Source organism: Caballeronia zhejiangensis (genome assembly GCF_022879815.1).
Classification (GTDB): Bacteria; Pseudomonadota; Gammaproteobacteria; order Burkholderiales; family Burkholderiaceae; genus Caballeronia; species Caballeronia zhejiangensis.
In genome coordinates this window covers 91896-107669 of the sequence record NZ_CP084287.1, presented here as the reverse complement: position 1 = coordinate 107669, position 15774 = coordinate 91896, and the positions used below count along the sequence as shown (strand labels likewise).

At 57.5% G+C, this 15774-nt stretch carries 12 protein-coding genes and 1 pseudogene; 4 read left to right on the top strand and 9 right to left on the bottom strand.

What is annotated here, in order from left to right:
- Window positions 1-3: 3 nt before the first annotated feature.
- Window positions 4-1245: pseudogene (locus LDZ23_RS30085) on the top strand (NAD(P)(+) transhydrogenase (Re/Si-specific) subunit beta); the annotation flags it as partial.
- A gap of 395 nt (window positions 1246-1640) precedes the next feature.
- On the opposite strand, the gene LDZ23_RS30080 reads toward LDZ23_RS30085, so the two are convergent.
- The 9 genes from LDZ23_RS30080 to kce form a co-directional block, all read right to left on the bottom strand.
- Window positions 1641-2468: an aminotransferase class I/II-fold pyridoxal phosphate-dependent enzyme gene (locus tag LDZ23_RS30080; protein WP_244808647.1), complete on the bottom strand. Its 828-nt coding sequence runs from the start codon at window positions 2466-2468 to the stop codon at window positions 1641-1643.
- Between the two features lie 144 nt (window positions 2469-2612).
- Window positions 2613-5546, bottom strand: coding sequence for a Tn3 family transposase (locus LDZ23_RS30075; RefSeq protein ID WP_244808646.1), 2934 nt, complete (start codon window positions 5544-5546; stop codon window positions 2613-2615).
- A 321-nt stretch (window positions 5547-5867) separates the two neighbouring features.
- Window positions 5868-6440, bottom strand: coding sequence for a TetR/AcrR family transcriptional regulator (locus LDZ23_RS30070; RefSeq protein ID WP_244808645.1), 573 nt, complete (start codon window positions 6438-6440; stop codon window positions 5868-5870).
- A gap of 74 nt (window positions 6441-6514) precedes the next feature.
- On the bottom strand, window positions 6515-7006 hold the full coding sequence (locus LDZ23_RS30065; RefSeq protein WP_244808644.1) for a DUF302 domain-containing protein: 492 nt from the start codon (window positions 7004-7006) through the stop codon (window positions 6515-6517).
- 66 nt (window positions 7007-7072) lie between these two features.
- Entirely contained in the window at window positions 7073-8524 is a 1452-nt protein-coding gene (locus LDZ23_RS30060) for an amidase family protein (protein WP_244808643.1), read from the bottom strand.
- Between the two features lie 338 nt (window positions 8525-8862).
- Window positions 8863-10050, bottom strand: coding sequence for a thiolase family protein (locus LDZ23_RS30055; RefSeq protein WP_244808642.1), 1188 nt, complete (start codon window positions 10048-10050; stop codon window positions 8863-8865).
- A 103-nt stretch (window positions 10051-10153) separates the two neighbouring features.
- Window positions 10154-11080, bottom strand: a complete 927-nt coding sequence (locus LDZ23_RS30050; RefSeq protein WP_244808641.1) for a 2-dehydropantoate 2-reductase — start codon at window positions 11078-11080, stop codon at window positions 10154-10156.
- Window positions 11081-11201: 121 nt separating this feature from the next.
- Window positions 11202-11786 carry a DUF302 domain-containing protein gene (locus tag LDZ23_RS30045; protein WP_244808640.1) on the bottom strand — a complete coding sequence of 195 codons (585 nt, stop codon included), beginning with the start codon at window positions 11784-11786 and terminating at the stop codon, window positions 11202-11204.
- A 63-nt stretch (window positions 11787-11849) separates the two neighbouring features.
- On the bottom strand, window positions 11850-12782 hold the full coding sequence (gene kce, locus LDZ23_RS30040; protein ID WP_244808639.1) for a 3,5-dioxohexanoate:acetyl-CoA acetone transferase: 933 nt from the start codon (window positions 12780-12782) through the stop codon (window positions 11850-11852).
- 197 nt (window positions 12783-12979) lie between these two features.
- Between kce and LDZ23_RS30035 the strand changes: the two genes are divergently transcribed.
- Genes LDZ23_RS30035 through LDZ23_RS30025 form a run of 3 tightly spaced genes read left to right on the top strand, consistent with a single transcriptional unit; the run spans window position 12980 to window position 15765 of the window.
- A complete protein-coding gene (locus LDZ23_RS30035) occupies window positions 12980-13354 on the top strand; it encodes a DUF485 domain-containing protein (protein WP_244808638.1) in 375 nt (124 codons plus the stop codon).
- Complete coding sequence (locus LDZ23_RS30030; RefSeq protein WP_244808637.1) at window positions 13347-14933, top strand: solute symporter family protein; 1587 nt, start codon at window positions 13347-13349, stop codon at window positions 14931-14933. The genes LDZ23_RS30035 and LDZ23_RS30030 overlap by 8 nt, the downstream gene beginning before the upstream one ends.
- Before the next feature lie 52 nt (window positions 14934-14985).
- The gene (locus LDZ23_RS30025; protein WP_244808636.1) at window positions 14986-15765 is read left to right on the top strand and encodes an enoyl-CoA hydratase/isomerase family protein; all 780 of its coding nucleotides are present in this window, start codon (window positions 14986-14988) and stop codon (window positions 15763-15765) included.
- The last annotated feature ends 9 nt before the right edge of the window (window positions 15766-15774 follow it).

Below are 15774 nucleotides of genomic sequence, written 5' to 3'. Positions count from 1 at the left end.
ACGCTGCTGTTCGTCGCGCTGATCATCGGCGGCGGCGCGGGCGCGTACATCGCGGCAAAAGTCGAGATGACGAAGATGCCCGAGCTCGTCGCGGCGATGCACTCGCTGATCGGTCTCGCGGCTGTCTGCATCGCCTATGGTGTCGTGGCGGAGCCCGCCGCGTTCGGGCTCGCACCGCTCGGCGAGCCGATTCCGTATGGCAATCGGGTCGAGTTGTTCATCGGCACGTTTGTCGGCGCGATCACGTTCTCGGGCTCGGTCATCGCGTTCGGGAAGCTCTCGGGCAAGTACAAGTTCCGGCTCTTTCAGGGCGCGCCGGTCACGTACTCGGGACAGCATCTGATCAACCTGCTGCTCGCCATCGCGATGATCGGCTTCGGCGTGATCTTCATGCTCACCGAATCGTGGCTGCCGTTCATCATCATGACGATCATCGCGTTCGCGCTGGGCGTGCTCATCATCATTCCGATCGGCGGCGCGGACATGCCCGTGGTCGTGTCGATGCTGAACTCGTACTCGGGCTGGGCGGCGGCGGGCATCGGCTTCTCGCTGAACAATCCGATGCTGATCATCGCGGGTTCGCTCGTCGGCTCGTCGGGTGCGATTCTGTCGTACATCATGTGCAAGGCAATGAACCGCTCGTTCTTCAACGTGATTCTCGGCGGCTTCGGCGGCGAGGCGGGCGGTGCGGCGGCGGGCGGATCGACGGAGCAGCGCCCCGTCAAATCCGGTTCCGCCGATGACGCCGCGTTCATGCTCGGCAACGCGGAAAGCGTGGTGATCGTGCCGGGTTACGGCCTCGCGGTCGCGCGCGCGCAGCACGCGTTGAAGGAGCTGACCGACAAGCTCGTCGAGAAAGGCATCGATGTGCGGTACGCGATTCACCCCGTCGCGGGGCGGATGCCGGGGCACATGAACGTGCTGCTGGCGGAAGCCGAAGTGCCGTACGAGATGGTTCAGGAGATGGAGGACATCAATAGCGAGTTCGGTCAGACGGACGTGGTGCTCGTGCTCGGCGCGAACGACGTCGTCAACCCGGCCGCGAAGACCGATCCGAAATCGCCGATCGCGGGGATGCCGATTCTCGAAGCGTACAAGGCTCGGACGATCATCGTGAACAAACGGTCGATGGCCGCAGGTTACGCCGGCCTCGACAACGAACTGTTCTATATGGACAAGACGATGATGGTGTTCGGGGACGCGAAGAAGGTCGTCGAGGAGATGATAAAGGCGGTGGAAGTATGATGGCGCGGACGCTTCAGCTACGGTCCTTTCTCCGTCGCGCTTTTCGCCTCCCCACGTGGCGACTTCTTCGCCTCAACGCTGCCTGCGACTTCAACGCCAGTTTACTGGCGTCGAACCTGACTTGAGTTCAGCGATTCACCACTCCGCTGCTGAGAACGGCAAGGACTCGCACATCCAGTCCCGCTCGTAAGAGGGGTCGCTCTTGACTGTCTCGCCGCGCGCGCCGGAAGTCACTAACTCGCCGCCCGTCTTTTGGTCGCGGTGAGGCAGGGCCGGTTCAGGTGCAGAAGAGTTTGCGTCACGGTCCATGATTTTCCTCCAGAAGTTGGATGCATCCAACGGACGTCTTGCGGGTCTGAAGCGCTCAGAGCAACGTATCTCTGAGCGCCAGTTGCTCAGCTAAGTGCTGCGCAAGCTCGGACGATTCGCTTACAGCCTTCGCGAATTGCCTCCTCGGACGTCGCGAACGAAAAGCGAAGGTGCGGGGACAGGCCATAAGCGCTGCCATCGAGTGTGGCGACCTTCGCCTCTTCGATCAGAAACTTGACCACGGCAACATCGCTCGCGACGACTTCGCCGGCGGGCGTAGTCCTCCCAACAAGACCAGCCACTGACGGATAGAGGTAGAACGCGCCCGTCAACTCGCCGACCTCAAACCCTTGAGCGTCCTTCAACAACTCACGCATCAGCTTGCCTCGCTGTTGGAACACTTTTCCTGCGTGATGTGGCGCGTCTTGTATTCCGCCGAACGCCTCCACCGCTGCAGCTTGACTGATTGCGCTGGGGCAAGTCGTGGTCTGCGTTATAAGCTTCGTGATGGCATCCACCAGTTGCGTCGGCCCCGCGCCGTAGCCGAGCCGCCAACCGGTCATCGAATAGCCCTTTGATGCACCGTTCACAATGAGTGAACGCTGCTGAAGGGCGGGAATCGCCGCTACCGGAGAGACGTGCGTCGCACCGTTGTAGACAAAGTGTTCATAGATTTCGTCCGACATGAGCCAGACGTGGGGATGGCGTTCGAGAAACTTGCCGAGTTCGGACAGCTCCCTGCGGCTGTAGACTGCGCCCGTCGGGTTGTTCGGCGTATTCAGAATCAGCCACTTCGTCTTGGGCGTTATCGCGGCCTCCAACTGCTGAGGGGACAGCTTAAAGCCGGACGATGCGTCGCTGGTCACGATGACGGGCACACCGTCATTCACCACGACGATATCGGGATAGGACACCGAGTATGGGGGTGACCTTGATTTCCGTGCAAATTCCGGGTTAGGGCGATCTAGCTCCGACAAGGCTTTGCGTTCTGGCGCCAAAATAAGACCTTTTTAGATCAGGGACTTACTGTCTACCCCCGAGCGTGATCCGGCGCATCGCTATGCGCGCTGAGTGGCTTCACGCGTCGCCGTACTTTGAACCAAGCTTGGAAGGAGTCTGCTTGCGTAGCGCCCAACCGGAAAAATGAAGGTTCCGCGCAGGTTGATGCCCTCCAGATGCGTCGGCGCAATCCTTCTGAGCTGTTCGGCTCCAGGCGATTCGCCTCCGGAGGCTTGCAGCGCCTCGAGCGCATGCTGCATGTGGGTCGTATTCCATGCCATCAGAATGTTCGCAAGCAGCGTCAATGCGGAAGACACGGCTGAGAGCGAATCTTCGCGCCGTGCCAATTCGACGGGGATGCGTCCAACATGAATCGCGCGTTGAACCACATGCACGGCCTCGCCCCGATTCAACACGTGCTGCAGCTCCGTCCGGAATGTCGTGTTCGTGAAGTAATCGATCAGGAAGATGCTACGGAACAGCCGACCGATGTGGACGCCTCCGTCATAGACCGGCTGCCCACGCGCTGCTGAGCCGAAGCGGGTTAGGGCTTCCACTGCAGTACATTTTCCTGAGCGAATCGATGCAGCAATCCTGACAAACTCGTCCCAGACTTCAGCGATGAGGTCAAGTCTGATGTCGCGGTCTGTCACGGCACAAAGCTCTTGCGGCACGTCCTGGCTGCGAGGAACGTGAAGCCGACGATCACGAAGATGCGACAGGCGAGGGCAGAGATCAAATCCAAGCGCGCGGGCCAGGCCCATCGCGAAATCGGTGTACCCATGCGTGTCGACAGCGAGCTGAGCGATGTCTTTCGTGGCACTCTGGCGCACGACACCTTCGATGGCCGCACCTGCTTGCCGCTCATTCAAAACGATCGGCTGATCGTAAAAGATGCCCCAACGATCGAGCACGTGTGTGTACATTCCGATGGATGCCGAGCGGCGCCGCGGATCTGCCCGAGCCTGCCATACCTTTCGTGTGGTTTCGAGTGACATCATGTCGGAAGACGCGAGATCAGAACGGCCCCAGTGAGCAGCGATAGGGTGCTCGTGCATGAACTCAAGAACTGCATCGGCGGCAAGCCCCAGCTTTCTCTCGTCCGCCAAGCGTTTCATCATTTGCCGGATCGCGTCGCCTGACACCTCGGGCACCATCCTAGAGAGTTCCGCGGCCGAGAGAGATGTTCCATGCGCGAGCACGGCGGAATAGACCATCAGCAGTTCCACTCGTGAGCGAGGTTCACGCCCGAGCAAAAGCCAACTGAATCGTGTTGCGCTATCGATCTCGAGGATGATCTCCGGTAGTTGCCCCTGCGGATGCGCCTGGTAGATCGCCTGTCGCAGGCGATCCGCTTCGTTGTCCGCCGGCTGGGCATTGAGCGGACTCAAATGCACGGCCGTATCAACTTGCACATCCCCTTGCTTCACCGCTTCGAGCAAAAGATCAAGCCTTTGATCGAGAAGTGCAAGGATCGGATCGAGAAATTCCTTGGGATCTTGCGGAAGACCCAGTTGCCCGTAAAGATTGTTGCGTTTGGCGATCCACTCGCCCATCGGAATCAACATGCGCGTTCGACTACGGAACGCGAAACTATGCTCCACATAGACGGATCCGTTGCGAAGCGCGACGCGCAGGGCGAACAACGTGGCCCATTCGAACGCCTTCATGGCTTTGATTCGGTCGAATCCGTCGATCGCTTCGCGCCACGCGCGACCCAGACGAATATTCAACCCATCGGGCAGTAAGTAAGCGTGACGGCGATAAAGATCCCGAAGCAGAACGATCGCGTCGAGTACGGGATGAGTGGAATCAGCCTCGAAGGGCAGTTGCACTATCCGCATCAATAGGTTCCGTGCCGAGTGTCGCTTGCCGATTAGATGCTGCCGCATGAGGCTGCGGCGGCTTTGCGGTGGGCAGAGAACTGTGTCGGCCAGTTCACAGAGCGCGCTACCAAGCTGTTCGCGCGACAGGGACTCGTCAATCGCCAACGCCTTCACAGCCAGGGCGAACTCGCGAAGCTGATCGTCAAGCTTGTTCTTCGCCGCGTCGAGCGCGCGAGATGCATCATTCACGACTTTCTGCACCCAGCGCCGGAGCATCGTGAGTACGTGATCGGTCGCCGTGCACAGCGAATAACGCATGAAACAGGCGGCCTCGAGCCTCCGGCTTTGCGGCGCGATCCGTTTGCTGATGGATGGAGAGCGGTTGGCACAGCGACGAGCGTAGTAGCGAACAATGGCATCGTTGCATGCGCTTGGCCATGGGGATGCGACGCCGTGCATGGTAAGGAGATTAATCTTATCCAGCACTTCACCCATCTGCTGAGTCGAACCACGGAGCGGCACAGCCCAAAGCCAGCCCTGCAGGCTCACGTACTCCTTGTGTGGCTGGGGTAAAAGGCGTGCCCAGCTGTCCAATTTCTCCGGGCCGAAGGTTCGCTGAAATTCCTCGTGGAGCGAACTCTCGATATCGCGAACTGCTTGGACGATGAACTGTCGGATTGTCCGTTCGTTGGGTATGACGATCCGATGTTCGTAGAACCATTGCTTCAGGTCGTTGCCCAATTGGCCGCGCTCTGGGCGACCCGTCAATTGTTCTTTCAGCCAACGGATCACGTATCGACGTTGGTGCTCTGAGATCGTGCGGAAGTTCGCGATGATTTGAGCAAATCGTTGATGGTCGGACAGCGTATCGAAGCGTCCGTCGTAGATCGAGCGCAGCGTTCCGAGATCGGGCGGCTGGACATGCAATTGTCGACCGAGGTGCCGCCACAGCATCGCAGGTATCTGGCGATAGGAATCCAGCGATCGGCCGGACATTCGTATGAACCCGACGTGCAACGCAACGGCGAGACGATATAGATCAGATCGCCGCGTCTTGATGAGCGCGATCTCTTGCTTCGAGAACGTGAAGAAAGTGTTGAGTTCAAACTCGCTCAGATCGCGGGGTACTTGACGGATCCCAAGATAGCCTGTTCGCCAGCTTTCCATCGTCTGTGCTCCGCGGCGATCACGAAACGATCCAGCCTAGCGGCGCAAAATCGGCGGCGCTACGGTACAAATCGGGATGCCGACCTGGCATCGGCTGTCCAGCCGACAGCACCTGCGGCGATTCGTTTGAATTGACATAATGTGACGCGTAACGAGGCTAGTCAGCAGACGGTCCTTGACATAAGGCCTCTCGAAATTAAAATGCGATAACTACGGTTATGTAAAATGCCGGGCGTCTCGTAGGTCATTTGCGGGCTGCTACGCAATTCACAAATGAAATGTGCCCCTGAGCCGACCGAAGTAAGCGTCCGCCCCTCACCATCACCCGCGCGACAATTTCAGCGCTGCTTGTACACCGTTCTCAAGGATTTCCTCCGCGAAACGCGGATCAGACACGGCCCGTGCGACTTGAACGGTACCGACCATCAGGGCAAAAATAGCAGCTGCCTGCCGTCGACTTTTGCGGGAACGAGGATCGGGGAGGAAGCTCGCCAGGCCGTCAACATACAAACGATAGGCTTCCTCGTACATCTTTTTTGTGGGCTCGGGCTGGCGGCTGATCTCTGGCAGTAATGCCGCGGACGGACATCCCTCTGCGCATCCGAGCAAATGAGACATGTTTAGATAGCGCCGAATCGCGTCCTCGATGGAAACCGCCCCTGTCTCATCGTCGGTCAACGCGCATTGCTGGTCCTGCAAAGCACTCGAAAGTGCCTCCTTAACCAATGTGTCCTTGGAGTCAAAATGAGGATAGAACGCTCCGTTCGTCAGCCCAGACTCAGCCATGATGCCGGCCAGGCCAGATGCTGCAATCCCGTCCCGCCGGAACCGCTTCGCAGCGACGTCGATGATGCGTCTGCGCGTATTTTCCTTGTGGCCTTTTTCGAAACGCATAAGCTTTATTAAAAATCGAACATTGCAGTAGTGGCGCAGAGGGCTGATTCTGCGCCTTCTGCGCCTAGTCTACGTCACGACGCTGCCTCTTCCAGCACCGCGCGAAGGTCCTTGTCCAGTTGCACGGCAACTTTGTCGATCTCAGCGCTACCGAATTGCCCGAACGTTGACACGGGGCGGTCGTACTCGAAAGACACGACGCCGTCGACATCTTCGCTAAGTAGGACGCGAATTGGGGCGTACAAGCCTGCAGCGATGTCATGTCGTGTCATTTTAGAGGCTGTCAGCGGATTTCCGATGTCATATTGAATCGCATGCCGACGCGGACCCGCAATTCCCAGCAACGCCCCGTGATCTCTGAACCCGAAGATGGATAAAGCAGGCAACGCTTCTAGTTCTTTCAGAGCGCGCACCGTTTCGCCATAACGCAGCAATGTAAAGATGCCGTCGTCAATGCGCGTCACCAATCGCTCAAGTTTGCTTTTCACGGAGGCGAATGCTTGATTGGAACGGATGGTGACGTGCTCGACGGCGATTGTCTTCGTCTCAAAAACCGGATGAACCATTTCTGCTCCCAATATGTATCGCTGTGACGGACTGCGAAGTCGTGAATCGGACTCTCTGAATCTTGCTCAGACGGGTGCACTCAACGTACCCAGCACTCTTTCCACTCGCCGGGCTACATAAAGAAGCGCCCTGTCGCGGCCAAAGGGGCCGTCTAGCTCCAGACCGATAGGAAGGCCTTTATTGGACACGCCCATGGGGAGGCTGATGCCCGGAAGGCCGGCCGCACTGGCGGGGATGGTGTTATTGGCGAGCACGAGTTGGCTCGCCTCATGGTCCCCCAAAAGAATTTTGTCTTCCTGGCCGATCATCGGCGCAACGGATGGCGTAGTCGGGAGGATCAGTGCCTGCGCACCAGTATTTGAAAACGCTTCGGCATACCGACGCTTGATTTCCGCGCGTTCGGCCCACAACGCCTGGTGATAGACGTCGTCGGAGATGTAGCCTTCCCCGGTGGGAAGCACCAGATGACCCCAGACGTTCTTCAGCCCGGGCTTTAAACCCTCCACAATCGACTCGAACGTCGTCGGGACGTTGTTCTGCCTAATAAATTTTTCGACCGCGGCCTTCGTCTCACGAAAGAAAATATTCCATGTCGCAGTCAGCGCGCGGCCTGAAAAATCGTGACCAAGATCCACCTCGACGACGTTTGCGCCGGCGTCGCGGAATCGACGAATAGTTTCGAGGAACCGTGCAGCAACCTCAGGCGCAACCAGTTCCAAATACTGCCGCGGTGCGTAAGCCAACGTGACCCCTCTAAGGCTTGAATCCGCATTGGAGTCTGGGGTTTCGTCTCGTGTAACGACCCGATCGATCAAAATGCAATCGTCGACATTTCGGGCGAAGACCCCCGTTGTGTCCAGCGTGTGAGAGATCGGAGCTACACCGGCGCGCGGCCATCTGCCAGTGGTAGGCTTGAATCCGACAACGCCGCACAGCGATGCAGGCACACGAATCGAACCGATTGTGTCGCCCCCAAGAGATGCGGGCACAAGCCGAGCGGCAACAGACACCCCTCCACCGCCGGAGGAGCCGCCGGAGACGTGGTCCACGTTGTGAGGGTTTTTCGCCTGCCCGAAGGCCTCGTTGTGCCCCGTCAGGCCAAAGGACATTTCGACTAGGTTGTTCTTGCCGAAAATGATGCCGCCGCCGTCTCTGATTGCTTGCACCGAGTCCGCGTCGTGCTCCGGTACAAAGTGGCCCAGCGTCGAGAGACCAATCGTTGAACGAAGCCCCTCGGTCAGATAACTGTCCTTCACAGCAACCGGAACACCAAGAAGCGGGGCGGTTATCCCACTAGCAACTAGTTTGTCCGCAGCGCGAGCGGCTTGCAGCACGGCGTCTTCATCGATTGTGATGAACGAATTAAGATCGGCGTAATCGCGAGCCCGCTGTAGCAAGGCGTTTGCGTAGGACTCAGATGAAATCTCTCGGTTGCGAATGGCCTTGGCGGCTGCGGCGACGCCCAGCGACGCGAGCGCGTCAGACTCACCTTTATTCCCTTCGGCTCTTCCCTGCATGGCACCACCTCCTTGGTTAACGTTCCGACGTGCCGAACGGCCCAATGAATCGAACCCGGCATTGGATTACGGTCGTACGTCTATATTACGAGCATAATGCAATGCTGCGCTCACCGCAAGTGCCTATGCCGCAAACCGGCGGTCAGCCACGTTCCGAAAAGTTGGTCTATCGAGTTGCGCTGTATAGATGGTAGTCCTGCGATGCCGCATCCGGCCGGTGTGGTCGTTATGCCGAGCCGGGGGCCCCGGCATGGCGGCCCCCCTCCGACGCAAAACACAAGCACAGCGTTGAGCGCGCGATTGTCGCCATGAGCGACCTTCGCACCGTCGCTGTGGAGTCAAAGCGTCTCGAGCGCGAGTGCGATACCTTGGCCACCGCCGATGCACAACGTGACTATGCCGCGCTTTAGGCCGTCGCGCACCAAAGAGTGAAGCAGGCGAGTCGTGAGGACGGCGCCAGTCGCGCCGATCGCGTGCCCATGCGCAATCGCCCCACCCTCCACGTTGACTACTTCCTCTGGCAGACCGATTTTCTTCATTACGGCTAGCGGAACAGCGGCGAAAGCTTCGTTGATTTCCACCCTATCGACATCGCTAAGCCGCCATCCAGCGCGCTCAAGGACGCGTTCGACTGCGGGGGCAGGCGCGATACCGAAGATCCCTGGCTCAACTGCAGAAACCGCGAAGGCAACAAGCTTCGCAATGGGCTGAAGGTTGTTTCGGTCGGCAAACGCTCGCGTAGAAACCAGCATGCCTGAGGCTCCAGAATTCAAACCCGGCGCATTGCCCGCAGTGATGGTGCCGTTCGGCCTAAACGCCGGGCGCAGTTTCGATAGCGTTTCGAACGTCGAGTCGGGGCGCGGTTGCTCATCGACCGCAAACTGGACGCGTCGTTTTCCAAGGGTGATGTCGAGAGGGACAATCTCTTCTGTGAACCGCCCATTCGCCTGCGCGCTCGAGAACCGGGACTGGGACCGCTCTGCCCAACGGTCTTGCGCCCCGCGGCTGATATCGTATTCAGCGACTAGATCCTCTGTGTGCCAGCCGGAGTGCTCGTTCGAGAAAGCATCATTCAGCCCATCGCGCAGCATGCCATCAATAACTTGCACGTGCCCCATGCGACTACCCCAACGGCCGTCAGGAAGAAGATATGGCGCGCGGTCCATGTTCTCCATCCCACCGGCAATTACGGCAGCGGCAGTGCCGAGGGCGACTTCCTGAGCGGCCGTTACGATAGCTTGCGCGCCGGAGCCGCATACGCGGTTCACCGTTAGGGCCGGGGTAAAAACGGAAAGTCCGCCGTTGATCGATGCCTGGCGCGCCGGGTTCATTCCATTACCCGCCTGAATTACGTTGCCGAAAACGGCAGACTCCACCTTCGCCGGAGGCAACCCAGTGCGGCGAAGGATCTCTTTCACAACGCAGGCGCCGAGGTCGGTCGCCGGCACGCCTTTGAGAGAGCCGTTGAATGCCCCAATCGCCGTACGGACGGGTGCAGTCAATACAATTTCGGTATCCCTAAACATCTCATTTCTCCGTTTGCAAAAACGTCATGTAACGACAGCGACGCGTGCCTTGAACGCGTCAGATCAGTCGTAGGTGAGAAACAACCGACACGACCGCACTTGTTCATAGTGCGCCAGGCTGAAAATCGTATGCCTGAAGATGCGAATATGCGAGGTCAAGATATGGCGTCTCGATTGCATGAGGCTTGGCCCGTCGAATCATGTCGCCGACGATTGCATCTGCTTCGATCTGCCTCGTCCCGGACTCGATATCGCGCATCATCGAAGCTGCCCACGTGGACCGCGGGTCAAGCAGAGAAGCTTCGATGCTCTCGAGAGCTACTTGGTTGAGTGCGAATCCCGACTGCTGTGCTATTTGCTGACATTCCCTGATTAATGCGCGAATTAAATGCTCACCACTCGCTGTGTGCATAATTCGGCCAATCGTAGAGCGCATTAGACACGTTGCTGCCGCGCCTGCACAAACCATGACCCACTTCTCCCACAGCTGGTGCTCTACCCTTTGCGACAGCGTGCGGTCTCCGGGTGTACGCGAAAAGATTTCGTAAATGTCGCGGGCGGCATCTGCCTGCACTCGGTCGCGCGTCCCGATGATTAATCTGTCAAATTGACTGAGATGCGCTATGTCGCCGTTAGACATCAGTTTCGTCGCAATATATGCAATACCGCCAAGGACGCGGCGCCGACCGAAGCGACGATCGAGATCGTCATAAGCTGAGAGTCCGTTAAGCAACGGAAGGATCATCGTGTGGTCTGCAACAGCAGGAGCAATCGAGGCGATCGCATCGCCGAGGTCGTAAGCCTTGCAGGTAAGGAGCACCATGTCATACAGTGGGCCGACATTTTCCGCCAGTACGGTCTTGACCTCTGACTGGATGTCGCCGAAGGCGCTCTTAATGGCGAGCCCGTTCGCCCGCAGCAATTCTTTGCGTTTGGGCCTGACAAGGAACGTCACATCGCCCCCTACTTGCAGGAGTCGAGCACCGTAATATCCACCTAGAGCGCCCGCTCCGAGTACTAGTATTCTCATTTGCCACCGTTGTTAGGAAGCCTGTCGCCGGCGCGATTTCACGCCGGATAGACGAGCACGCGCGAGGAAGAAGACCTGCCGTGGATGCGTCAGTGGCAGGCGAAGGTGCGTCAGGTACTGGTTATTGAAGCACCGCGTTGCAAAGGCGCGCGAGGCGTTCGTCAAGTGACCGGCCCTGTACATCAATTGCGGCGCTATGGTATTGACTCAGCAGCGTCGAGGGCTTGTCGTACTCGATAGTCGTACCACCCTGGGCGTTTTCATAGACAATGATACGCAACGGTGCATAAAGACCCGCCCCCATATGTTGGTTCGTCATCTCGACGGCGGTCAGAATGTTGCCGGTGAAATATTCCGTTCCACGTTTTTGAACGCCTTTCAAAGCCGCCAACCACGTAGTGAATGCACCCGTGTAATGGATCATCAGACCGTACTTTCCCGCGGCCTTTTGAAGGTCCGCCTGCAGTTCGTCCGTACGCTTTTCTTTCGCCAGCTGGCGAAACCGATCATCGAGCTTTGCGAGATTGCTCTCAATATCCGCAATTACGGCGGGGTAAGCCTTGCTTGAAGAAACAGTCACGTGTTGCACGACCATCGCTGTTTCAGAAACTTCCACTGTCGCTGCGCGTAAAGACGTGGTAATCAAAAGCGGTGCCGTGAATGAAAGGACGCGCAATATGCGTAAGTTGTTGAAGGCTGGCTTCATGATATGTCTCCTTGTTGATTGACCTTAAGCTGTTCGCTATCTCGCTGCCGGACAGGTGCATCGCTAAAAGCTAACGTTATCCGCGCCCTTGAGTTGCAACATCGCCCTCGCCTCGTCCGGGGTCGCGATATCGAGGGAAAGCTCGCTCAGCATCCCTTTGATCTTCCGAACTTGCTCTGCATTACTTTTTGCTAGTTGCCCCCGCCCGATATATAGGCTGTCTTCAAGCCCAACGCGAACGTTTCCACCCATTAGCGCAGACTGCGTCGCCACTGGCATCTGGTGGCGCCCAGCGGCAAGGACTGACCAAACGTAGTCGTCACCGAACAAGCGGTCGGCAGTTCGCCGCATGAACACGACGTTGTCGGCCTCCGGGCCGATTCCTCCAAGGATTCCGAACACGCTCTGAATGAATAGCGGTGGCTTGACTAGCCCCTTGTCGAGGAAATACGCAAGGTTATACAGATGTCCAATGTCATAGCACTCGTGTTCGAAACGGGTGCCGTATTGCGTCATCAGTTGATAGATCCTGGAGATGTCTCGGAACGTGTTGCGGAAAATGAATGCCTCACTATTCAAGAGATACTCCCTCTCCCAAGGGAACTTCCATTCCGATACCTTCTCGACTAAGGGGTGCATCGAAAAGTTTATGGAGCCCATGTTCAGGGAACACATTTCTGGACGAAATTTCAGCGCCGCCGCCAACCTTTCCTCTACCGTCATTTCTGGACTTCCGCCCGTTGTGAGGTTAATTACGGCGTTCGTACGTTCCTTAATAACGGGAAGAAACTTTGCGAAGATCTCCGGGCTGCCTGTCGGAGCACCTGTCTCCGGATCGCGAGCATGAAGATGGAGAATCGACGCGCCGGCCTGTGCCGCAGCAATCGCCTGCTCAGCGATATCCCCGGGTCGGTACGGCAAATAGGCCGAAAGTGTGGGCGTGTGAATCGCTCCCGTCACTGCACAAGTGACGATGACCTTACGTTGCTTCCTCATGGCGGCTCCTTTTGATTCAGCCTGACGGCGTGGCTCTTGTTGGTGTTTACACCAAGCAATGCAAATTGCTTTGATGCGGCGATATTGCGTGTATATACTCCCATTGTCAACGGTGTTTACGCGAGTGCCGCGCGGACACTTGCGACTTAGCATATGTAGTCAGCATGTCACGAAAACATTGAGGCAAGGAGGCGGAGATGCACCCGACAGAGTTTGGAAATGTTGAATTTGACCGACTGGAAGCTGCCGAAACGGCGGACGAGTCAACCGAGATTGTTGCTAAAACGTGGGAATTAGCTAAGGCCCGGAACCGTTTCGTATGGCCGCTACTTGCAAGCTCGCTTGCTATCTACTTCGGCTTGCTGATCATTGTGCTGTCATCACCCGATGCAATGAGCCAGTCTCTGTACGGTGAAGTCAACGTCGGGCTCGCAGCAGTCGGCGCGCAGCTGCTTGTAACGGTGGTGGCATTTTGGGCCTACTGTACGTGGGCGGCAGCCAAGTTCGATGCACGCGCGACGTCTCTCCGGCTGAATGCTCAGCGAGCTAACCGTGGAGGTCAACATGTCTAATTTCATGTCCGGAGGCGGGGTTCGGATAGCAGCGTTCTCCGCTTTCATTCTTCTTAGCCTCGTACTGACACGCTGGGCATCGCGTCGCTCAAAGGGAGCGGCGGGGTTCTTTGTTGCCGGACGCAATCTCACGCCGATGCAGAACGGACTTGCGATTTCCGGGGATTTCATGTCTGCCGCGTCCTTCCTTGGTGTAACCGGGCTCGTGGCGCTCTTCGGATTTGACGGCCTCGTTTATCAAGTTGGATTCATCGTGGGTTGGCTGATGATCATGCTGATCGTTGCGGAGCCGGTCCGCAATTGTGGGAAGTACACGCTATCTGATGTCGTGGCTCTTCGGCTGCCGTCTGCGCCTGTTCGTGGAGCAACCGCTTTTTCGTCGCTGCTGATCGCATTGGCATATCTGCTTGCTCAACTAGTGGGCGCCGGCGCGCTTGCGAGTCTCCTGTTACCGATCGGCACGGACGCTGCGGTCATTCTGATTGGCATCCTCATGATCGCCTACGTACTCTTTGGCGGCATGGTGGGCGCAACGTACGTTCAGATCGTTAAGGCGATTCTTGTATGGTCAGCTGCCGCATTGCTGCTGGCGATGGCGCTTGCACATTTCTCGTTCGACGTTGGCGCAATGTTCACCAAGGCGAAAGCCTCCTCTTTGCATCCTGACCGTTATTTAATTCCTGGCGCATATCTCAAAAATCCGTTGGATACCGTATCGCTGGCAATAGCCCTCGCGCTGGGAACTGCCGGCTTGCCACACGTCATGACACGTTTTTATACCGTGCCGTCGGCAGTCGATGCGCGCCACTCCGCAAAGGTTGCGCTGATTGTTATGACTTCGTTTGCAATCATGGTATGTCTCCTTGGCTTTGCGGCATCGGCGATCGTCGGCCCCCAGTCAATCCTCCAGTCAAACAAGGCCGGCAATAGCGCGATCACGTTACTTGCCGTCACACTGGGCGGAGGTGTCGGTTCGTTCGGAGGCGAGATGTTGCTCGCCTGTGTTTCTGCGGTTGCGTTTGCAACGATCCTGGCAGTTGTTTCTGGCATCATGATTTCGTCCGCATCGACGATAGCTCATGACGTCTTTGCGATGTTGGTGTTCCGAACTGACGCCCAGGATAGGCGCCAAGTGCGGGTCGCGAAGGTGGCCACTGTGATTTTCGGGGTGGTCGCAATATGTCTCGCGCTCGCAGTGAAGTCGTTGAACGTCGCGTTCCTCGTAGGACTTGCTTTTGCAATTGCAGCGAGCGCAAATCTGCCGGTGATTCTAATGACGCTCTATTGGCGTCGTTTCACCGATGCAGGAGCCGTCGCGGCGGTGGCCGTAGGTGTTCTGTCTTCCATCGGGCTTGTCCTTGTCGGGCCGGCCGTTATCGGGCCGCAGGGGCTCGTGCTCAAAGCCACTGCTCCGTTAATTAGTCTTGCCAATCCAGGCATTATTAGTATTCCGTGCGGCTTTCTAGCGGGCTGGCTCGTCTCGTTGATGACATCGCGAGAAACACCCGATACGCGTTTTGAAGAGCAGCAACTTCGAATGCTTAGCGGATACGGTGCTGAGCAAGCAGTCGAGCACTGACGTCAAACCATTTGGCCCTCCCAACCACACGTTACCTAACCAGGGGAACAAAATGACCTCATCTACCACAGGACCAATCCAGTTCGCGAAGGACGGGGATGTCGCTCTCATCACCATGCAGTTCGCCCCGCACAATCTTGTCGGCAAAACGCTGTCAGAAGCGTTGGTCGTGAATCTGAAGCGTGCGGAGACAGAAAAAGCGCGGGCGGTTGTCATTCGGAGTGGACTGCGACATTTTTCGGCAGGAGCGGAAATGTCCCTTTTCGAGAACGCAGGTGCGCGTCGTAACGACGTTGACTTTGTAGGCGTTCTTCGTGCCTTCGATGAGCTTCCAATTCCAATTATCGCGTCGGTCCATGGCATTGCCGTTGGCGGAGGTTTCGAGATTGCTCTTGCGTCGGATCTGATCGTCGCCGCAGCATCTGCCAAGATGGGCCTGGTCGAAGCGACGCTAGGGCTGCACCCTCTCATGGGCGGGGTGCAGCGTCTCATCGACCGTGTCGGCCTTGCCAGAGCAAAAGAAATGGTCCTGCTTGCTCGCAGGCACGACGCTGCGACGCTCGAACGTTGGAACGTGATTAATCGCGTCGTTCCGGACACCGAGCTCGATACGGTGACGATGTCCCTTGCTCGAGAGATCGCCGCTGGTCCGACCGTCGCTCACGGGGCCACCAAGCGACTCGCGTCGCTCTACAGCAACAATGGGATGCGCGCAGCCGACGAAGCAATGGCCGATATTTCGGATCCAATTTATCGAACGGCCGACCTTAAACGAGGTTTGGAAGCTTTCGCGGCAACGGGGCCCGGCAGCGCGGTCTTTGAAGGAAACTGAAAACGAGGA